The 21,118-nt window shown below is 40.8% G+C and carries 20 protein-coding genes and 1 pseudogene; 9 read left to right on the forward strand and 12 right to left on the reverse strand.

Features of this window, described 5'->3' with window-relative positions; translation table 11 throughout:
- Positions 1-160: 160 nt before the first annotated feature.
- Together mrcB and B2W49_RS04605 are read left to right on the forward strand one after the other, a co-directional pair.
- A complete protein-coding gene (gene mrcB / locus B2W49_RS04600) occupies positions 161-2,554 on the forward strand; it encodes a penicillin-binding protein 1B (protein ID WP_291334982.1) in 2,394 nt (797 codons plus the stop codon).
- Between the two features lie 81 nt (positions 2,555-2,635).
- Complete coding sequence (locus B2W49_RS04605; protein ID WP_291334984.1) at positions 2,636-3,145, forward strand: tetratricopeptide repeat protein; 510 nt, start codon at positions 2,636-2,638, stop codon at positions 3,143-3,145.
- Between the two features lie 77 nt (positions 3,146-3,222).
- Here B2W49_RS04605 and B2W49_RS04610 read toward each other — a convergent pair whose 3' ends face one another.
- Positions 3,223-4,122, reverse strand: coding sequence for a thiamine phosphate synthase (locus tag B2W49_RS04610; protein ID WP_291334986.1), 900 nt, complete (start codon positions 4,120-4,122; stop codon positions 3,223-3,225).
- Positions 4,123-4,260: 138 nt separating this feature from the next.
- On the opposite strand from B2W49_RS04610, the gene hemP reads away from it, so the two are divergent.
- The gene (hemP, locus tag B2W49_RS04615) at positions 4,261-4,431 is read left to right on the forward strand and encodes a hemin uptake protein HemP (RefSeq protein WP_004972965.1); all 171 of its coding nucleotides are present in this window, start codon (positions 4,261-4,263) and stop codon (positions 4,429-4,431) included.
- Between the two features lie 93 nt (positions 4,432-4,524).
- Here hemP and B2W49_RS04620 read toward each other — a convergent pair whose 3' ends face one another.
- The 4 genes from B2W49_RS04620 to B2W49_RS04635 form a co-directional block, all read right to left on the reverse strand.
- The gene (locus B2W49_RS04620; RefSeq protein ID WP_291334991.1) at positions 4,525-5,874 is read right to left on the reverse strand and encodes a sensor histidine kinase; all 1,350 of its coding nucleotides are present in this window, start codon (positions 5,872-5,874) and stop codon (positions 4,525-4,527) included.
- Positions 5,875-5,891: 17 nt separating this feature from the next.
- Positions 5,892-6,554: a response regulator transcription factor gene (locus B2W49_RS04625; protein ID WP_004972960.1), complete on the reverse strand. Its 663-nt coding sequence runs from the start codon at positions 6,552-6,554 to the stop codon at positions 5,892-5,894.
- A gap of 143 nt (positions 6,555-6,697) precedes the next feature.
- Positions 6,698-7,054: a NirD/YgiW/YdeI family stress tolerance protein gene (locus tag B2W49_RS04630; protein WP_179988821.1), complete on the reverse strand. Its 357-nt coding sequence runs from the start codon at positions 7,052-7,054 to the stop codon at positions 6,698-6,700.
- A 111-nt stretch (positions 7,055-7,165) separates the two neighbouring features.
- Positions 7,166-8,923, reverse strand: a complete 1,758-nt coding sequence (locus tag B2W49_RS04635) for a GspE/PulE family protein (protein ID WP_291334994.1) — start codon at positions 8,921-8,923, stop codon at positions 7,166-7,168.
- Between the two features lie 190 nt (positions 8,924-9,113).
- Between B2W49_RS04635 and B2W49_RS04640 the strand changes: the two genes are divergently transcribed.
- Positions 9,114-10,373 carry an MgtC/SapB family protein gene (locus B2W49_RS04640; protein WP_291334996.1) on the forward strand — a complete coding sequence of 420 codons (1,260 nt, stop codon included), beginning with the start codon at positions 9,114-9,116 and terminating at the stop codon, positions 10,371-10,373.
- On the opposite strand, the gene tsaA is transcribed toward B2W49_RS04640, so the two are convergent.
- Entirely contained in the window at positions 10,370-11,125 is a 756-nt protein-coding gene (tsaA, locus tag B2W49_RS04645; RefSeq protein ID WP_291334998.1) for a tRNA (N6-threonylcarbamoyladenosine(37)-N6)-methyltransferase TrmO, read from the reverse strand. The two genes, B2W49_RS04640 and tsaA, sit on opposite strands and share 4 nt — an antisense overlap.
- Positions 11,126-11,227: 102 nt before the next feature.
- On the opposite strand from tsaA, the gene B2W49_RS04650 reads away from it, so the two are divergent.
- Positions 11,228-12,007 (forward strand): ferredoxin--NADP reductase, encoded by a 780-nt coding sequence (locus B2W49_RS04650; protein ID WP_291335000.1) that lies wholly within the window; start codon positions 11,228-11,230, stop codon positions 12,005-12,007.
- A gap of 70 nt (positions 12,008-12,077) precedes the next feature.
- Here B2W49_RS04650 and B2W49_RS04655 read toward each other — a convergent pair whose 3' ends face one another.
- On the reverse strand, positions 12,078-12,713 hold the full coding sequence (locus tag B2W49_RS04655) for a cation transporter (RefSeq protein WP_291335002.1): 636 nt from the start codon (positions 12,711-12,713) through the stop codon (positions 12,078-12,080).
- A 75-nt stretch (positions 12,714-12,788) separates the two neighbouring features.
- Here B2W49_RS04655 and cadR point away from each other — a divergent pair, with 75 nt between their 5' ends.
- The gene (gene cadR / locus B2W49_RS04660; protein WP_291335004.1) at positions 12,789-13,190 is read left to right on the forward strand and encodes a Cd(II)/Pb(II)-responsive transcriptional regulator; all 402 of its coding nucleotides are present in this window, start codon (positions 12,789-12,791) and stop codon (positions 13,188-13,190) included.
- Positions 13,191-13,392: 202 nt separating this feature from the next.
- Here the strand turns inward: cadR and B2W49_RS04665 are convergent.
- Positions 13,393-13,653: pseudogene (locus tag B2W49_RS04665) on the reverse strand (metalloregulator ArsR/SmtB family transcription factor).
- Between the two features lie 95 nt (positions 13,654-13,748).
- Here B2W49_RS04665 and arsC point away from each other — a divergent pair.
- The 3 genes from arsC to B2W49_RS04680 all read left to right on the forward strand — a co-directional run bounded on the left by arsC (position 13,749) and on the right by B2W49_RS04680 (position 16,081).
- Entirely contained in the window at positions 13,749-14,177 is a 429-nt protein-coding gene (gene arsC, locus B2W49_RS04670; RefSeq protein WP_291335006.1) for an arsenate reductase (glutaredoxin), read from the forward strand.
- A 224-nt stretch (positions 14,178-14,401) separates the two neighbouring features.
- Positions 14,402-15,784, forward strand: a complete 1,383-nt coding sequence (gene yegQ / locus B2W49_RS04675; protein WP_291335008.1) for a tRNA 5-hydroxyuridine modification protein YegQ — start codon at positions 14,402-14,404, stop codon at positions 15,782-15,784.
- 27 nt (positions 15,785-15,811) lie between these two features.
- A complete protein-coding gene (locus B2W49_RS04680; protein WP_291335010.1) occupies positions 15,812-16,081 on the forward strand; it encodes a YfhL family 4Fe-4S dicluster ferredoxin in 270 nt (89 codons plus the stop codon).
- 236 nt (positions 16,082-16,317) lie between these two features.
- On the opposite strand, the gene ahpF is transcribed toward B2W49_RS04680, so the two are convergent.
- From ahpF to B2W49_RS04700, 4 genes are all read right to left on the reverse strand, one after another.
- Positions 16,318-17,883, reverse strand: coding sequence for an alkyl hydroperoxide reductase subunit F (gene ahpF, locus B2W49_RS04685; RefSeq protein ID WP_291335012.1), 1,566 nt, complete (start codon positions 17,881-17,883; stop codon positions 16,318-16,320).
- Positions 17,884-18,101: 218 nt separating this feature from the next.
- Positions 18,102-19,019, reverse strand: coding sequence for a hypothetical protein (locus B2W49_RS04690; RefSeq protein WP_291335014.1), 918 nt, complete (start codon positions 19,017-19,019; stop codon positions 18,102-18,104).
- A gap of 55 nt (positions 19,020-19,074) precedes the next feature.
- On the reverse strand, positions 19,075-20,202 hold the full coding sequence (locus B2W49_RS04695; RefSeq protein WP_291335016.1) for a toxic anion resistance protein: 1,128 nt from the start codon (positions 20,200-20,202) through the stop codon (positions 19,075-19,077).
- Positions 20,203-20,232: 30 nt separating this feature from the next.
- The gene (locus B2W49_RS04700) at positions 20,233-21,024 is read right to left on the reverse strand and encodes a tellurium resistance protein (RefSeq protein ID WP_291335031.1); all 792 of its coding nucleotides are present in this window, start codon (positions 21,022-21,024) and stop codon (positions 20,233-20,235) included.
- Positions 21,025-21,118 lie beyond the last annotated feature (94 nt).

Below are 21,118 nucleotides of genomic sequence, written 5' to 3' on the forward strand. Positions count from 1 at the left end.
GCCTATCATAGCACTAAGCTAGTGGATTTAAGAAAACTTTAAAACTACATTTCTACTCAATTTTATGATGATATTTTCCCTTCAGTCACAGATTAATTATTGCAAATTCAGCAAAAGCTTCGCATGATTAGCAAAATTTATCAGGATCTTATCGCGATATATGAAGTCTGAGCGTGGCATAGGTATAATTGCATTACTATTTTGCATCATCGTTATTGGTGGGTTTATTGCATTTAGTATCTACTTGATTCGTCTGGATAATATTGTCAGAGACAAATTTGAAGGACAGCGTTGGGATATTCCAGCCAAGGTTTTTGCACGCCCATTAGAAGTGTATAGTAATGCACCTGTCAGCCAGACAGACTTTACTCAAGAACTAAAACTGCTTGGCTACAAAAATACAGATAACTATGCTAAATCAGGCAGTTATGTTAGCGATGGCAATACTTTATTTGTACATACTCGTGGTTTTGACTTTGGCGACAGTGTAGAACCTGAACAGGTTTTAAAAGTCAGTTTTGCCAATAATCAAATGAGTGAAGTGAGTGCCACCAAACCTTCTAATACGGGTATCGCACGTTTAGAACCCATGTTGATTGGCGGGATTTATCCGCAGCACAATGAAGATCGAGTACTGATTAAACTGAATAAAGTACCTAAACCACTGATTGAAGCCCTCATCGCTACCGAAGATCGTAATTTCTATCAACACTACGGCGTTTCAATTCGTGGTACTGCACGTGCAATTGTCAGCAACGTCACTGGTGGCAAACGCCAAGGCGGTTCCACTCTTACCCAACAATTGGTCAAAAACTTTTATTTAAGTCCAGAACGCACTTTAAAACGCAAAGCCAATGAGGCGCTCATGGCTATGCTGATTGAGCTACATTACAACAAAGATGAAATTTTAGAAGCCTATTTAAATGAAGTAAATTTAGGACAAAACGGTAACTATTCTATTAATGGTTATGGTTTGGCTTCACAGTTTTATTTTGGTATGCCGTTGCGTGAACTCAACATTTCACAACAAGCCTTTTTAGTGGGTTTGGTACAAGGCCCATCATTATATAATCCTTGGCGCAACCCAGAAGCTGCCAAAAAACGCCGTAACATTGTGCTAAACAATATGTTAGTGATGGGTTACTTAAACCAAGAACAATATGAAAAAGAAACCGCACGCCCTTTAAATGTCATTGCAAAACCAACCCTCGGTCCTGCCCGCTTCCCCGACTTTTTAGATATTGTCCGCCGTCAATTACGTACTGAATATCAAGAAGGAGATTTGACCAATCAGGGTTTGCGTATCTTCACGACGCTTGATCCTATTGCGCAAACCAACGTACAAAATGCCTTTAAAGCATCAGTTGAGCGTTTAAGTAAAGCCAATCCAAAGCGCTTAAAAGATTTACAGGGTGCGGTGCTAATTTCTCATCCTGAAAATGGCGAGTTAGTGGCAGCGGTGGGTTCTACGCAAGATTTTACCGGCTTTAACCGTGCCTTGGATGCCAAACGTCAAGTTGGCTCGCTGCTGAAACCAATTATTTATTTAACTGCGATTGAGTCTGGTCGATATAACTGGGCAAGTCCTGTAGAAGACAGTCAGATCAGCATCCCGATTGATGGTAAATCATGGACACCACGTAATTACAGTGGCATCGATCATGGGGTTGTGCCTATGTTGCAAGCTCTGTCTCAGTCTTATAACTTGTCTGCAGTTCGTTTAGGACAGGAATTTGGACTATCGACCTTCCGTAACCATCTCATTAAATTTGGTATCCCGAGTGATGCCATTCCACAGTATCCCTCTATTTTCTTGGGTGCAGTAGATTTATCGCCTATGCAGGTGATGGATATTTATGGCAACTTTGCCACGGGTGGTTATAAATATCCGACCAAAGCGATTCGTACAGTGGTCGATGCTAATGGACGTTTACTTGACCGTTATGGTTTAACAGTACAACAAACCATCGATCCTTCTGCCGCCTATATTTTGAATTATGGTTTACAGCAAGTCATGACTTCTGGTACAGGTCGCGCAGCATATAATAGCCTATCGAGAGATTTAAAATTGGCAGGCAAATCAGGTACCACCAATGATACCCGTGATTCATGGTTTGCAGGCTATTCGGGCAATTATTTAGCCGTAGTTTGGCTTGGTTTAGATGATAACAAAGTCACAGGCTTAACAGGCTCGTCTGGTGCTTTGCCTGTGTGGAGCAATGTGATGCAGCAATTGCGTCAAAAACCTGTCAATTTACGTCAGACTGAACAAATTCAATGGCATTGGATTGACCGCAATTCAGGGCATTTATCGGCGCAAGGCTGTGAAGGTGCGATGTACATTCCTGTGAATCGTAATAATGTACCGCGTCAGGCAACCGCATGTGGTTTTTCACACTATCAGGTTGAACCCGTTTACCAGCCCGATACCGAAACTCAGCAGGCAACACCTGAGACCAGTGATAGTATCGAAAATTATATCCGTGAAACTGAACCTGTAACAGACGACAACACCGACGGTCGTATCATCTCAAGCGGCAGTTATATCAATTAATCTTGAGGATATCAGTCAGTTAGGCTTATGAAATTATCTCAAATAAGACAAGTTTTTTTCACCACTTTCGCAGTGGGCGCGATGGCAACAATTGTAGCTTGCCAAAGTTTACCCGAAGCGCCTGCACCTCAGCCTGCGCCTGAAAAACCTAAAACTGTGACGACACCAGAAGGTGTGGTGATTCGTCCTTATGAACGTGAAGAAATTAAGCGTCAATCGTTGCAAGTGGTGGTGCCGCAACAAATCGTGCAACAAAAATTAGAAGATGGTCGTCGTTTGCCTGCTTTTCAAAAGTTGATGCAGCAAACTCAGACCGCGTATAAACAAGGCCAATTCAATCAGGCCGAAACTGCGGCTTTACAAGCGCAGCGACTTGCCCCGCAAGCGTCTGAAACCTATTTATATTTGGCTTTAATTGCCAACCAAAAGAAACAACCTGCCAATGCCGAAGCTTTGGCACGTCGCGGTTTAAGCTATGCACAAAGCAATGCCATGAAACGTCAATTGTGGTTGGTGATTCAAAAAGCAGCACAGCAACAAAATAATGCCAAAAGCCTTACGCAGGCTCAACAGGCTTTGAAAGATTTGTAAGGATGATAATTTAATACACTAAAAATCGCTGAGTTTGATTACATCCGCGATTTTTTTTATTTGTGCAGACTAAAAAATCAAATAAAGCGCACGCCTGCAATACCATAGGCATGATGCTGCTCTGCAGTAGCAAAATCATGCTGAGTTAAGCCACCTAAAGCAAACACAGGAATATCGACAAATTCAGCGATCTGCTGGAATTTTTCCCATCCCAAAGGTGTGGCATCCTGATGCGTGGTGGTTGCTAAAACAGGGCTGAGTAAAATTGCTTCACAACCAATTTGCTGTGCATGTTGTGCCGAAACAATGTCATGACACGCTGCAATATAACGCTGCCCGACTTTTAAATCGCCCTTTTGTAATTGCATCAGTTGTGATTGTTTCAAATGAATTGCTGCAATGGCATGTTGTTGAATCGTATTTAATTGCTTCCACAATTCCCAATTGACAATCACTTGTCCCAGTTGCTCAATACAATATTCTGACAATTCAACCTTGCAGGCAGCGTTGGGTTCAACCCGCCAATACAGCAGTTTTTGCTTAGGCAAATTTGCCAAATATTTTAAATCATCACTAACTTTAATTGCCTGTTGCCACGCCAGTCGTTGCACAATTCCACGATTGGCTTGCGGAAAATTCAGTTCTAAAAGTTGCGGGCGGCTAAACCACGTCCAAGGCAGTTGAATATCTTTTAATAAAGCCGCAGGTACAGCAGCCTGAAAAATATGCAGATTGACAATCACATCATCATATTCATGACAAATGATATCAAAGGCATGCCACTGCTGTATGCCAATACCAACTTCTTCAAACACTTCGCGTCGGCATGCATCTGCAGGGGGTTCACCTACTTCCACTTTTCCACCTGGAAATTCGTGCTTATTACCTTGATGTTGTTTGGCTTCGCGCCACCCCACTAACACTTTGTTTTGATGAAATAACAACGCAATCGCCACATGAATATTTGGCTTAGACATGAACCCGATTCCTTTTTTTGCAATGTACGTTTTACTGCAAATTGTAGACTTTTATAAAATCAACAATAATTCGTTGACAGGATTACATGATAATGATTATCATTTAAAACAATTCTTACACACCACGGAGTAACAAAAATGAACGCCCCATTTAACCTATTTTCACGTCATTCAGACACTCAGCATGCCCTACCTATGTTACATTCAAATAACTTGTTTGCGCTAGGACGCGAAATTCGTATTTTGCATGCAGGTGAAGAATATCGTTTACGCTTAACCCGTAACAATCGCCTTATTCTTACAAAATAATCAAAACAATCAATACAATAAAATACGTGGAAACAGCAGTATGAATCAGCGCATACTGCTTTTAAGTTCTGACTTGTTCAATTTTAACTTGCTTTACAACTGAGCTATAGGCAACAAAATGCTCACTTTTAAACCACCTTGTTCAGCACGTGAAAATTCAATCTTTCCTGCATGCAACTCTATAATTTTCTTACAAATCGACAGTCCTAAACCAGAACCTTGAGTTTTACTGCCCAAAGCACGGTAAAAGCGTTCGCCCAATCGTGCCAAAACTTCATCAGTCACCGCTTGACCATTATCGACGATACAAATTTCCTGCATCAATTCATATGGTTTTGCTTCAATCCAAATACGTCCTTGAGGTGCTGTATAACGCACTGCATTGTCAATCAAATTACGCAGGCAGCTAAATAGCAATTCAGGATTGCCCTGCACTTGTATTTCTTGCACATCTAGATGAATCTGAATGGCTTTTTCCTGAATAAATGGCGTCAGACTTTGTAAAACTTCCTGTACCAAGTCTGCAATAGATACCGTACTCTTATTTAACGATACAGCATCGGTCGGGTCTAAACGTGCCAATAACAACAAATTTTCTAATACTTGTGTACCACGGCTGACATCACGCTGAATTTGCTCTAAATCTTGAGCTAATTCAGGTTGATGTTGATATTTACGTTTTAACACCTGCAAACGCAGTTGAATGGCAGATAAAGGTGAACGTAATTCATGCGAAGCATCTGCAGTAAATCGCTGTTCTGCAATTAAAGACTGCTCTACTCGCCCCAACAATTTATTCAATTGCTGCAGCATCGGTTGCAGTTCTTTCAATTCAGGTTGTGTGGGGATAATTGGTGTCAAATCATGTTGATTTTTTTCTGCAATTTGTTGGGAGAGTTGCTGAATCCGCTTAAATTGACGACCAATCATAAAATGCACTATTGCCCATTGCAGCAACCACAGCAGCAATAAAATAGCGGCATAACCTAAACTGGTTGCAGCAATTTCCTTAAAGCGATATTTAAGCGGTTGTACAACTATTACATGCAAGCCATCTTCCTCTGCCACATAGTTACGCCAAATTTGCCCAGCTTGCCAATGAAATGAAAAACCATGCTCAGATGCCACGGCAACCTGAGGCAAGTGAAGCGGAGGTATGTCTTGTTCATCTTCAGAGGTGGTCAGAATCAGATCATCCAAACCCAATTGATAAGCAATATGAAATTGCTCGCTCAACTCATCGACCTGATTACCGGCATGGTCGCGCAAGTCTGCTCGCAGCAACATATCGGCTATTTCATCCATAATCTCGTCATGGACTTGCATGGTTTGGTAACTGGCAACCGCCAATAATAAAATCAGAGCGAAGCCACCCGCCAAGACCGAGCTTAAAACGGAGCTTTTAACCAGTTTGGATTGTAAAGAAATGACCTGTTTAGACATGCTAAGATCAAACTGAATTAGTTATCTTGCTGCATACGATAGCCTAAACCTCGGATGGTTTTAATGCGGCTACTGCCAATTTTTTTGCGTAATTGATAAATAAATACTTCAATCGCATTACTTTCAATTTCATCGCCCCATGCATATAAAGACTCTTCGAGCTGTTCACGAGTCACCACATGCTGCGGGTTTTGCATCAGTTTATGTAAAATCTGGAATTCCTTGGCCGTTAAATTGACCTGTTGATCATCCACTTTCACTTGTTTGCTTTGCGTATCTAAAACCAAGTTGGCAAATTCAAGCTGCTGTGTCGGATGACTTTGCGCACTGCGTAACTGACTGCGTACCCGCGCCGATAGTTCTTCAAGGCTAAACGGTTTGACCAAATAATCATTGGCACCTAAATCAAGTCCCTGTACCCGATCTTGAATACTATCGCGCGCAGTAATAAAAATAACAGGTGTGTCCTGTTGCTGCTGTCGTAAAGCGTGCAGAATTTCATCACCGCTATTTTTAGGCAACCCACGGTCTAACAACACACAATCATAATGATGCTGCTGAATCGCTAAAATGGCATGATCACCACGTTCAACCCAATCGACATTATAACCATCCATTTCCAGCCAAGTTTTTATACTTTCTGCTTGTGATACATCGTCTTCAGCCAAGAGTAAGCGCATATCTTCCTCTGTTATTTATGCTTCAAAATTTTATGATTTCAAAATACTTTACATGATAAAACCACATACACCTTACAGCGTATGTGGTTTTTGAGTGAAATCAGTTTTGTGTAGCAACTAATGCTGTTTTACACAGCGTAGATTTAGAAACGAACTTGATCCACATCTATTTCAATACGTTTTGTAGGCTTGTGATCAATATCCACTTCACCAATTAAGGTAACAGGCGTTTTGGCAGAAACTGCTTTGCCATTCCATAAGTCATCATCAATATCGACCGTAATAGTGCCTGTGTTATCACGGAACTGATATTTTTCATCACCAATAGATTTCACCACATAACCTTTTAACTGCACTTTGCTGTCATCTTTCAGGCTTAAAGCTTGTTTTACAGTTACATTTTGATGTAGTGCTTGGGTGTTAATGCTGTCGTTTGCCATGGTGATTGAAGCCATTGCCATTAAACCTGCCATCAACATTGCTTTCATTGTAAATTTCATTGCTTCACCTTTTTGTGTTGCTCATTTCGTTATGGTGATTAAAACAAAGCAAGATGAGCTGAATCTTAAGATTTCCATTTTTTAAAATTCATCGTAAAAAGTTTGAATCTGCTAATTTAATGGCACGACTCGCAACACTTCCTCTAAAGTGGTCATGCCTTCTAAAACTTTGCGTGCGCCTGCAATACGCAACGGTTCAATGCCCTCTTTTTTAGCTTGCTGACGTAATTCATTTAAATTGGCATTGGCACTGATGAGCTGTTTGGTGTCTAAACTTAAAGGCATAAACTCATAAATTCCGACCCGACCTTTATAGCCCGTTTGACGACATTCATCGCATCCGACAGGTTTAAACACTTGTGCAGGCATTTCCATAATGTAGTCAAAGGTCAAATGTTCCCAGTCTTTTTCATTTATTGAGCCTTCCTGCTTACAATGCGGACATAGCTTACGCACCAAACGCTGTGCCAAAACGCCTAAAATTGTGGCAGCAGTCAAAAATGGCTGCACGCCCAAATCATGCAAACGAGTCAAACTTGACGGCGCATCATTAGTATGCAGTGTCGATAAAACTAAATGCCCCGTCAGTGCCGCTTGAATCGCCATATTTGCGGTATCCTGATCTCGAATTTCTCCGACCATAATAATGTCAGGGTCTTGACGCATTAAGGCACGCACACCATCGGCAAAACCTAAATCAATTGCAGTATTCACCTGCATTTGGTTAAAACTCGGTTCTAACATTTCAATCGGGTCTTCAATGGTGCAGACATTGACTTCATCGGTAGCCAATTGCTTTAGCGATGAATACAGCGTGGTGGTTTTACCCGAACCTGTAGGGCCTGTAACCAAAATAATGCCGTGACTGTGTGCAGTCAGGGCATGCCATTCATTCAACAAACGACTATCAAAACCCAATTGCTGAAAACTGCGTACCAATACTTCTGGGTCAAAAATACGCATCACCAGTTTTTCGCCAAACGCCGTTGGCAAGGTCGATAAACGCAGTTCAGTTTCTTGCCCTTTTGGGGTTCGGGTTTTTAGGCGTCCATCTTGTGGTTTACGTTTTTCGGCTACATTCATGCGCCCTAAAATTTTAATCCGTGAGATGACTGCGGTAAGCGTATTGGCAGGCATGTTATAGATGGTGTGCAACACGCCATCAATACGGAAACGCACTTTGCCTGTGTCTTTACGTGGTTCGAGGTGAATATCGCTTGCGCCTTGTTCAAAGGCAAATTGCAGCACCCAATCCACCAACTTCACAATATGTTGATCATTGGCATCTGGGTTTTGGGTATCGCCCAATTGCAATAAAGCTTCGACCCCTTTATTTTCACGGTCATGTGCAGAAGATTTTTGTGATGAATGTACTGCACGACTCACTTGGTAATATTCAATCAAATAGCGCTGCAATTGATCTGGGCTGAGTAAAACCCGCTGAATTTTTTTGGGCAATAAACTATGTTCTAAGTTGACAACCCATTCTTTTTTATAAGGTTGATCTGTCGCAATTAACACCGCATCTGCAGTCACTTCTACCGCTAAAATACGGTTACGCAGCGCAAATTCCTGCGACATCACAGCAGTTAAAGCAGCAACATCGGCTTTTAATGGATCAATAATATAAAATGGCAAGCCTGATTTATCAGCCAGCCATTGGCATAAACGGTTTAAAGTTAAAGTTGTTTGGGGATGACTTTGATCGACCAAATTAAAGTTGGCAATCCATTGTAACGGATGCCATTTTAATTGGTCACGCTGACGATGCGTGGTTTGTACCAAAGCCTGATCACGTTCGGTAATTTTGCCATCTTTGACTAATTGTTCTAAACACCAAGTACTGTCTATTTCAAAATTAAAATTCATTGTTATATGCCCCAAAATCTGGGTTTACTATAGCAGAGTTTGCTTTCAGGGCTGAATGACTTCTTTGACACCGCCATCTTGTTTGGTTCATTTAAGCAATAATTTGAAAGCGAAAATAGATTCATAAATGGCGATAGACACAATTCAAATATATGATGTTTAAATAACACCTCATATTTGGAATGTTGCTGTGGATTTTCTCACTCCTCCATCTTTGGTTACAACCAATTTCCCAGAACTGCTCACCATATTTGCAGCAGCGCTTGGCTGTGGCTTACTGATTGGGTTAGAACGTGAACGCAGTAAAAAAAATGCACAACATCATCACTTTGCGGGAGTCCGTACCTTCGGTATTTGCTCGCTGTTAGGTGCAATCTGCTTTTTATTTGGCACACCGCTCGCTATTGTGGGTGCACTGATTGTTGGTGGAATTGGTTTATTCTCCCTTAAACAACAAACGGAAGATGACCCGGGTGCAACCACCGAATTGGCCTTTGTTATGACCTATTTTATTGGTGCATTGTGTTTATGGAACATTCCACTTGCTGCGGGTCTATCGGTCATTTTGACTGGCTTACTCATGACCAAACACACTATGCATGGCATTATCAGCCAGTGGATTACCGAAGCTGAACTGCGTGATGGCTTGTTCTTATTAGCCTTAGTGCTGATTGCTTTACCACTGACGCCCAATTCAGCATTATGGGGCAATGTGCTTAATCCTTATGTGATTTTAAAATTATTGATTTTAATTTTAAGTGTGCAGGCTTTGGCACATATCGCCAAACGCTTACTCTCAAGCAGCAATGCGCTCATGCTATCTGCGATTGCTTCAGGTTTTGTATCAAGCACCGCGACCATCGCCAGTTTAGGTATGGAAGTACGTGCGGGTCGTGGTGAAGCACGTATCAATGCAGGTGCAGCGCTAATGTCTTGCGTGGCAACTTTAGCGCAAATGTTAATTATAGTGGCAGGTGTCAATCTGGCGTGGTTTAAGTTATTAATTATTCCAAGTTTGCTCGGAATCGCGATTTTGGTTGTAACGGGTGTCTGGTTGCTTAAACGGCATAAAAATACGGCAACGGCAAAGCCAGAAACTGATACCCGTATGTTTAGCCTTAAAGAAGCCGCAATTATTGTGGCGACATTAACGGCAATTCAAGCCATGGTGTACGGCTTGGAACAAACCCTAGGGGATGCAGGTTTAATCATTGGTACTCTGCTCGCCTCGTTATTTGAGGTGCATGGTGCAATTGCAACCGTAGTGATGCAAGGCCCACCAAGCCAGCAAGTGCTTTTATATGCCTTAATTTTAGGTCTGGTGGCGCATGCGATTGCCAAATGCGTCAATGCCGTACTCATTGGTGGTTTGCGATTTGCATTGTATTTCGCTCCTGCCCAAATTCTGCACATGCTGGCTTTGGTGGCTATTTTATATATGATGGTTTAATCGACAGCGATTAAAACAATTTTTAGGATGTGTACTGTGTGCTGATTGACACGGAAACTGACGTCAAAATCTGCAAAATTCATGGTGTAAATTCGTTCAGCATCATCCTGATATGCAGGTCGAGGATCTAAAGACAAGACCTGTTCCAACTCCTGTGCAGTTTGTGGTTGCAATACGCCAGAGCCGAGTAACTGATTTTTTTGTGCTTCTGCTGTGTCCATCCAGATCACTGTTTTTCTTATGGGTTCATCTTGCGCATAACCACATTGTGCCTCAGGCACGGCATCTGAATATTGAATATAAGGCTTAATATCCAAAATAGGCGTGCCATGCAGTAAATCTGCCCCTGTCACATAAACTCGCAATGACTTACCCACTTTTTTGACCTGTTTAAATTGCACTACAGACAAACCAATCGGTGCAGGACGATACATGCTGCGCGTCGCAAACACGCCTATTTTTTGATTGCCACCCAAACGCGGTGGACGAACTTGCGCACGAAAACTAGGGCTTTGCTGCTTCTGTAAAGTTTGATGAGCATCGGTTTGGTTTTTATTGTCGTGAAATTGCCAGATTAACCATAAATGACTAAACGCTTCGATCCCTTCAAATGCCAACACATCGTTATAAGGTGCTTGCATTTCAATATACGATTCGACCTGTACCAGATTGGGTTGACGAGGAATACCAAATTTTTCTCGATAGGGAGAGTGCATAAATCCGATTATTGGCATTTTTAGATCAGTCTTCATCAATTTTTCTGATAAGCTCAATTAAATATATTCAGTTTATAGAGAATGATTTTAGATTAGAATAGCAAGCTGTTCTAATTTGATAATTTATTGAGACCTTTAATGGCTGCTTTCAACGTCGAAAAGATTACTCACGTACACCACTGGAATGACACTTTATTCAGTTTTAAAACGACTCGTGATACTGCACTACGTTTTAAAAACGGTCAATTTGTGATGATTGGTCTGGAAGTCAATGGCAAGCCTTTAATGCGCGCTTACTCGATTGCCAGTGCTAACTATGAAGAAGAGCTAGAATTCTTCTCAATTAAAGTCCCTGATGGCCCTTTAACGTCTATTTTACAAAAAATAAAAGTGGGCGATGAATTACTGGTTTCTAAAAAACCAACAGGAACTTTGGTGCTGGATGATTTAAATCCTGGTAAAAACTTATACTTGCTTTCTTCAGGTACAGGCCTAGCTCCATTTTTGGCAACCATCCGTGATCCTGAAACTTATGAACGTTATGAAAAAGTGATTGTGGTTCACGGTACACGTTTCATTTCTGAACTGGCTTATCAAGATTTAATTCTAAATGAATTGCCAAATCATGAGTTTTTCCAAGAACTGGGTATTCGTGAAAAACTGATCTATTACCCAACCGTTACACGTGAAGAATATCCAAACCAAGGGCGTGTGACGACGGCAATTGAGTCGGGTGAACTCTTTGAAAAAATTGGTTTACCACGTTTTAACCCTGAAACTGACCGTGCCATGCTATGTGGTAGCCCTGCATTCTTAAAAGATGTTGCAGCATTACTTGACCAACACGGTTTAAAAGAATCACCACGTATGGGTGAATTGGGCGATTACGTGATTGAACGTGCTTTCGTTGAAAAATAAGAGCTATTGAATCTAAAAAAACCGAGTTAATAACTCGGTTTTTTTATTACTTGCATATCATCCACATATTTTAAGAATCGCAAGAGAGTCCATCTTTATATTCACGTCGTTCAGCCAAAGCTTGCTGAATCACTTGATACCCTGCTGATAAGCCCAAACTCGCCATAATCACGGCTACAACAAGGTCTGGAATCAAACTGCCCGTACCAAATACACCTACTGCCGCCAAAATGACTGCACAATTACCAATCGCATCGTTACGGCTACATAACCACACCGATTTCATATTCGAGTCGCCTTCACGAAATGCATATAAAATCAATGCAGTAACCACATTAGCCAACAAGGCAATAATCCCAATAATACCCATGGTGATGGCTTCAGGTGGAATACCCTGTATATAGGCATAGATGACCTTGCCCATCACCACCACACCAAATAATGCCATAGTGATACCTTTGATCAAAGCCACAGTAGCACGCCAATATAAACTCGCACTTAGCACCGCAAGTGAAATCCCGTAATTGACTGAATCACCAAAGAAATCCAGAGAATCTGCCCACAAGGATGATGAATGGGCATAGGCACCACCAATCAACTCGACCAAAAACATGCTGAGATTAATCACCAATGCAATCCATAAAGCGATTCTAAATTTACTATTCGGTTTGATTGGCGCAGGTTCATGACTACACGTACATGCCATAGACACACCTTCTTTCAAAATGAAACTGTTTGGATTATGCTCATTTAAAACTATAGACTTAGTCCAAGGTCAAGCATGGCACAATATTTAATTCATGAATTAGCAAAAAAAGTTGGTGTCAGCACAGATACCATTCGTTTTTATGAAAAGAAACACTTACTCAATCCAAGCTTTCGTGCCGAAAATAATTATCGCTATTACAACGATGATGCTCTCAAGCGTTTGATTTTTATTAAGCGTTGCCGCGCTTTAGATATGAACTTAAAAGAAATTGAAACTTTGATTGAATTAGAAAAGCAGCCGGAACAAAACTGCTGCGCCGTCAATGAATTGATTGATGAACATTTAAGGCACGTAGAAGATAAAATTGCCGAATTTCAGCATTTTCAACTACAACTTCAGCAACTTAGACAAGCCTGCACCACACAAACAACTATTGATGATTGTCAGATTTTAAAACAACTCGAAGCCAAATAATCACGCTCCAAGCTTTTTAAATACGGTTTTGCATATCTAAAATTGAATTATCAAGACTTCTGATTAACACGTTTCGACAACTGCTCGGCAGTTTCCACACGTTCGTTATAACGATCTAAAAAGAATATTTGGATGTGCCATGTGCTTACTCACAATGTGCTGCAATTGTAGGGTTGATGCGCGTCATCGAGCTGACATCTTGCTATGCAATAATATTTATAAAAGCGAGCGCCCAGTCGGGTAAATTTGGGTTAAAACGGTAATGTACCCACTGACCCTGACGTTGATCGAGTAAAATAGATAAATTGCGTAACAGCGCCAAATGACGTGATATTTTTGGTTAATTTAACTGCAATTGTTCTGTCAATTCGCATACACAAATATTGTGGTGAGCCATCACCAATTTCAGAATATCCAGTCGGGTTGGGTCTGACAACCATTTAAAAAAATCAGTTTGATTCATTTTTTCTGTACTTCAATATTAACTATTGCGAATATACGCATATCCAGATATATGCAATATTGAAATTTTACTGACCTAAAAATGAGTCACTACGGATGAGTAACACTATCAAAATTTTTCATAACCCTGCCTGTGGAACATCACGCAACACTTTAGAATTGATTCGCAACACAGGACAAGAACCTGAAATTATTGAATATTTAAAAAACCCACCTACACAAGCTGAACTTACCATCATGATTCAACAAGCAGGTTTGAGTGTGCGCGATGCAATCCGCAAAAATGTAGAACCATACGAACAGTTGCAACTTGAAGGTAGCTCACACAGCGATGCGGAATTAATTGCATTGATGGTCGAGCATCCGATTTTAATTAATCGTCCATTTGTCGTGACCGAGTTAGGTGTGAAACTGGGCCGCCCTTCTGAACTGGTCTTAGACTTGCTGACTCAACCGCAATTAAAAAGTTTCCGTAAAGAAGATGGTGAACTGTTCATCGATGAACATGGGCATCGAGTGCGTTAAAACGCTTTCATCCATCAGAAATTGATTATAAGCAATCTGTCAAATTGGTATTGAAAGTCCCTTCTCGTGCGTTTTGTATAGCTCAGGATAAGGAACTTTCTATATCAAGATTAGCCCCAGCGTTTCAGCACAAGTTTTCTTCTGAATCCCGAGCTATTTACTAGGTTGAATCCTAAATTTAGATTCATACAATAAAGCCATATTTCTGCTATTGCTTTTTGATCATGACCATTTCCCACGTCACAGAACTCCTCTCTCCTGCTGGTTCTTTAAAAAACATGCGCTATGCCTTTGCTTATGGTGCAGATGCAGTCTATGCAGGTCAGCCGCGTTACAGTTTGCGCGTGCGTAATAACGAATTTGATCATGAAAACTTAGCAATTGGTATTCAAGAAGCACATGAATTAGGCAAAAAGTTTTATGTGGTGGTGAACATCCAACCGCATAACAGCAAACTCAAAAACTTTATTCGTGACCTAGAACCTGTGGTTGCCATGCAACCCGATGCGCTGATCATGTCTGACCCAGGTCTGATTATGATGGTGCGTGAAAATTTCCCCGACATGCCTGTACATTTATCGGTACAAGCCAATGCGGTGAACTGGGCAACGGTGAAATTCTGGCAAAATATGGGTTTAACCCGTGTCATTCTTTCGCGTGAATTGTCGATTGATGAAATTGAAGAAATTAAAAACAACGTGCCTGGCATGGAAATTGAAGTATTTGTGCATGGTGCGCTGTGCATGGCCTATTCAGGGCGTTGCATGCTTTCAGGCTATATGAATAAACGTGATGCCAACCAAGGTGCATGTACCAATGCCTGCCGTTGGGAATATAAAATTCACGATGCAAAAGAAGATGAAACAGGCGACGTGATTCCTGTCAATAATATTTCTGAAACTGCCGATGCAGATGAACAACACATGCAGGCACAGCATCAATTTAACGCGCCTGTGCTATTACAACGTAATGACGAAGATATGTTTGCTGCCGAAGAAGATGAACACGGCACTTACTTTATGAATTCTAAAGATTTACGTGCTGTGCAACACGTTGACCGTTTAACTAAAATGGGCATCCATTCTTTGAAAATTGAAGGTCGCACCAAATCTTATTTCTACTGTGCGCGTACCGCACAAATTTACCGTAAAGCCATTGATGATGCACTCGCAGGCAAACCATTCGACCCTGCTTTAATGACGCAATTAGAAGGCTTAGCCAACCGTGGTTATACCGAAGGTTTCTTGCGTCGGCATATACACAGCGAATACCAAAACTACGAAACAGGTTCTTCCAGTTTTGATCATCAACAATTCTGTGGTGAAGTTTTAGAACGCAATGGCGACTACATTAAAATTGATGTAAAAAATCGTTTTGTGGTGGGTGACTCTTTAGAATTGATGACGCCACAAGGCAATATCTATTTTACTTTAACTGAAATTAAAGATAAAAAAGGCAATTTGATTGAAGCTGCCAAAGGTTCAGGGCATATTGTAGGAATTCCTGTACCCGCCGATGTCGATATGCGTTACGCCCTGCTGATTCGCAACTTGCCCCATTCGACTGCAGATATTTCTGCCTCATCATTGGCTTATCAAGCCAACTAAGTGGCAATAAACTAAGCGAGTATTGCGATGGCACTCCTGATTACCGACCAATGCATCAATTGTGATATGTGCTTACCCGAATGCCCGAATGAAGCGATTTATGAGGGCGATAAGGTGTATGAAATTGATGTGGCGCGTTGTACAGAATGTGTGGGGTTTTATGACTACCAAACCTGCGTTTCAGTCTGCCCAATTGAATGTATTATTCCGCATCCTGAGCATGTCGAAACCAAAGAGCAACTGCAGAAAAAGTTTAATCAGCTAAATTTATTTGGACAAAATAATAAGGTTAATTAGACTGAAATGAATCCAACTACAGTAAATCAAACTGGATGTTAAAAATAAAAAAAGAACTGAATTGTTAGCCGACCCAGTTCTTATAACCAAACATAAAATAAATAGATTTTTAATACTGTGGGATACCGCACTTTACTGAACATAGCGCCTGAGTATTGGGGAACTCAGGCGCTAGCTTTTTAGCAAATACAATTTAAGGATAGTTAATCAGCGTATTCAGATGTATTCGTTCAGACTTATTGACCTGAACGAATAATGTAATCGAATGCTGAAAGTGATGCTTTCGCGCCTTCACCTGTTGCAATGATGATTTGCTTGTACGGTACAGTTGTACAGTCACCTGCGGCAAATACACCTTTTACATTGGTTTCGTTGCGCTCATTAATCATAATCTCACCACGATTGGTCAACTCTACTTTTGACGCTTTTAAGAAATCCGTATTTGGCAATAAACCAATTTGTACGAAAATTCCTGCAAGCTCAACAGTATGCTCAACATCTGTCGCGCGGTCTTTATATTTCAATGCAGTCACTTGCGCACCATCACCAATCACTTCAGTCGATAATGCATTGGTAATTACAGTGATATTTGGCAAGCTGTTCAATTTGTTTTGCAAGACTTGGTCTGCACGTAATTTAGTATCAAACTCGACCAAAGTCACATGCTCTACAATCCCTGCAAGGTCAATCGCTGCTTCTACACCTGAGTTACCACCACCAATCACTGCAACACGTTTGCCTTTAAATAATGGGCCATCACAGTGTGGGCAGTATGCCACGCCACGGGTACGGTATTCTGCTTCACCTGGTACATTCATTTCTCTCCAACGTGCACCTGTAGATAAGATCACCGTTTTCGATTCAAGTGTTGCACCATTTTCCAAAGTCACTTCCACCAAACCATTGGCAGTTTCATCGGCACCTTTAATTGCAGATACTTTTTGTAGATTCATAATATCTACATCGTATTCACGCACATGCGCTTCCATTTCTGCCGCAAACTTTGGACCTTGTGTTTTTTGGATAGAAGTAAAGTTTTCAATATCCATGGTGTCCATGACCTGACCGCCCATGCGCTCAGCCACAATACCTGTACGAATACCTTTACGCGCTGCATAGATTGCAGATGTATTCCCAGCAGGGCCGCCACCAATTACCAAGACATCAAAAGCTTCTTTGGCATTCAGTTTAGCTGCATCTTTGCTTGCAGCATCTGTATCTAATTTAGCTACAATTTCTTCCAAAGTCATACGACCTTGACCGATGTGGTTGCCATCTTGGAATACCATCGGCACAGCCATAATTTTGCGTTGCTCAACTTCTTCTTGGAAGAATGCACCATCAATCATGGTTGCTGTTGTGCCAGGGTTGTAAATCGCAATGAGGTTCAAAGCTTGTACTACATCTGGACAGTTGTGGCAGCTCAGCGATACAAACACATCAAAATGAGATGAAAGATTCAATGCTTTGATTTGCGTTAATACTTCATCCGATACTTTTGGTGCATAGCCAGAAGTTTGCAATAACGCCAAAATTAATGAAGTGAATTCATGCCCCATTGGCAAACCGGCGAAGAATACACGTGGTTGCTCACCTGCTTTTGCGATCCCAAAACTTGGTACACGTGCGTTGTTACCGTCAAAACGTGCAGTAACTTGTGGCGAAAGTGCCGCAATTTCTTCAACTAATTCTTTAATTTTGGCAGATTTATCAGAATCATCTAAAGTCGCCACAAGCTCGATTGGGCTTTCAAGACGTTCTAATAAGGTTTTAAGTTGTGCAGAAGTATTTTGGTCTAACATGGCTAACGTCTCCAAGGGAGTAAATTTATTTGTTGATGTCATCTTACGAGAAATATCTACATAGGGGAAACGGTTTATTTTTATATTTATGATCGTTTTTTCAAATGACAACAGAATTTTAAGCTTTCCATTTCATTTAAAGCACCCAAAGCTATTCAATTTAGACATTAACATAAAAATTTAATCTCTGCTTTAAGCAATTGAGCCTAATCATTTTTTTATTCAAGTTGTTGTTGAATCCGCAGAATACGTTGCTGTAAATGTCGTGATAAAAACCACAGTACCGCAGTCAGTATTAACATAAGCACCATAACCGCCAGATTCATATAATAAGCCAGCATATTTAATTGCTCTGCTTGCTGCACTTGCTTATGTACGCTTTGTGCCATAGGTGTTAAAGCTTTTCCATAAACTTGCTGCTGCATCGTCCACAACTGTTCAGGTTTAAAACCATATTGTAAAAATTGCGGATCTTGCTGCTCGGCTTTGACCAATGCCAAGACTTGCGGAATAGCTGCATCTTTATCTGCAGGATGGTGCATCAATGCCGTTTGCGCCAACAAATAGGCCTTAACAGGCGCTGCCATGTCTGCATTTTGTAAATAACGCGCCAATTCGCTTTCCTGAATGTGCTTTTCATAATGCACAATTTTGGCATATACCTGCTGCGTATCATCTTGTCGCTCATGCTGCACATAACTCAATGCCGACCAGAGTAAGATAAAACTCAGCAACCAAGCTACAAATTTCAAGACAAAGGACTGAAAGCGAATATAAAAAAAACGAATTTTCTTGAGTAGATGAACTAGAACGAATGCACCCATAAACGACACAGACAGTTTTAAAATCAACCAACCAAACCAGCTCAATAAGCTAAAAAAATAATCAGGTTGCTGCCCTAAATTTGCCAAAGTCGCATCGACACTTGCAGGCATGTGAAATTGCTGAACTTCAGTACTTAAACCAAAGAAGCTATAAATCACATCTTGCTGAATAAAAAAGCCAATTGCCGATATAAGCACCATCGTCATAGACAGCACAGACAAAAAACTGAGCTTTTTTTGGCGCTGCTGTAATGCCACAACCCCTGTTTTTAGTTGCTGTGGCTGAATGGCATATTCATCAAGTGCGGGCAAATCCGACTCCTTTTCAGGTAAATTTCAGATTAAATGAAGTCATTGTCAAACACGTTTATTCACCAAACTGTTGGCTTGATCCAATCACCAATTGATTTAGATTCTCTTGCAAGGCTCGTAAACGCGTAGTCGCTTCTGCACGTTTTTGCATTCCTTCTTTTTGTACCTGAATCACATCGTTCACAGTTTTAATGAGGGTATTTTGTACGTGTTCAAGGGTTTCAATATCAATCACCGAACGCTGATTGGCTTTGGCAGTATCCACCGAGTTTTGATGCAATAAATCTGCATTACGGCGCAGTAATTCATTGGTGGCATCATCAATACTGTTGGCCAGTTGCACACTGTTTTTCTGCTCATTTAAAGAAATCGCTAAACTGATCTGATTTTTCCACGCAGGTAAGGTAATGTTTTTAATCGCATAAAATTTATCGACCAACATTAAATTATTGGACTGGATAATCCGAATCATCGGTAAAGTTTGCATGGCAGATTGTTGTAATACCTGCAAATCACTCACTCGCTTTTCTAAATTATTAGCAAGATGATTGAGATCATAAATTTTTTGAGTCGTAGTCTGATCCTGTGGCTGCGCGGCAAATTCAGAAATTTGCTGCTGAATTTCTTGCTGCTTCAACTTACCTGCAGCAATATAAATCCCCAATTGTTTATATTCATCCTGCACACCATGAAACATTTTATCTAGCGTATCTACACGGTTTTTTAAACCATTTTGTGAGCTTTCAATTTCTGTGACTAGACTGTCGATTTGCGCTTTGGTGCTGTTAAAGTTTTGATCGAAACTGTGTTTGGCGCCTTTCAACTTATTGAATAAACCACCTAGAAAGCCACTACTTTTGTTTGGATTTAAAATACTGTTGGTATTTAACTGCTGTGCAACCTGCACCACCTGATTCAGCTTTTGCCCTGTATCATCCAAATCTTTATTTTGCACTAAACCTAAAAGCTCATCGGTATAACTTGCAGTTTGAGTAGCGATATTTTTTCCATATTCTGCAACCGAATGATGGCTCAGATCACTTAATTCTTTACGCGCTGCTAGCACCTCCTGAAAGTCATCAGCCTGTAAGCCAATTTCCTGCAAATTGAGTTGCTGAAATTGTTGCTGAGTCTGTTCATCACTCACTTGCACAGCGACATTGTGTTGTTCAGAAGTTGTCATATTTCGCCTCTATCTAATCAAAACCGAGCCTTATGATTGCGCAGGTTTTTCTAAGGATTTTCTTAACGTCTTAATTAAATGCTCACGACTTTGATCCAGCTTTTCTAGCTGACTGTGTGAGCCACTTTGCTGACTTTGTTTGACATGATATTGCCATGCAGGAATGAGTACCTGCTGTGCTTCTTTAAAGCGATCTAACAAACTAAAAGAGAGTTGCTGTGAAAGTTGCATTTGGGTAATCGCAATATCATTGCTACTTTGCAAAGTCTTTAAACTATAAATTTTCTTGGCTAGGCGTTCGCTAAAATTATCCAAAGGATGCTGATTGCGCACAAATCGTGGATATTCCACTAAAAACTCATCGGCAGCTTGAATGTATTTCGCCATTTGCTCACGCAAACCAACCAACTGCTGAAAACGTGATTGTGATTTCTGAATTTCGATTTGCAGCTTTTGGCTTAAACGGTCTGCTTGTCCTAATAAATGATCTAGGTTTTTATAATATTGCACTTGCCCCGCGCCATATTCCAAATCTATGCCTAGCCACTTTTGTAGTGCATTAAACTTACGTTGCTTTAACACTTTTTTAGATTTGCCAAGCGCCTGAATCAACTGCTCAATGGTCACACTCAATTGCTGAGTTAAATGTGGATCCACCCCATCCAATAAAACTGACTGCGCTTGAATCACCTGATCTGCATAATGATTGAGACGATATTGATCATTCAATAACGGAACTAACTCATTGCGTTGAACCGCCAAAAGCTCAGCACGATCCACCGTAATCTCTTGCAAAGGCAGTAACACTTCAAACTGAGCCATAGACCATAGACCATCCAACTCTCTTTTCATGATTTTATAGTACGTGTTTTTCGGCTAAGGTCATGTAATATTTTGCAATTTTTCATGTCGATCT

The organism is Acinetobacter sp. UBA801 (genome assembly GCA_002296655.1).
Lineage (GTDB): Bacteria > Pseudomonadota > Gammaproteobacteria > Pseudomonadales > Moraxellaceae > Acinetobacter.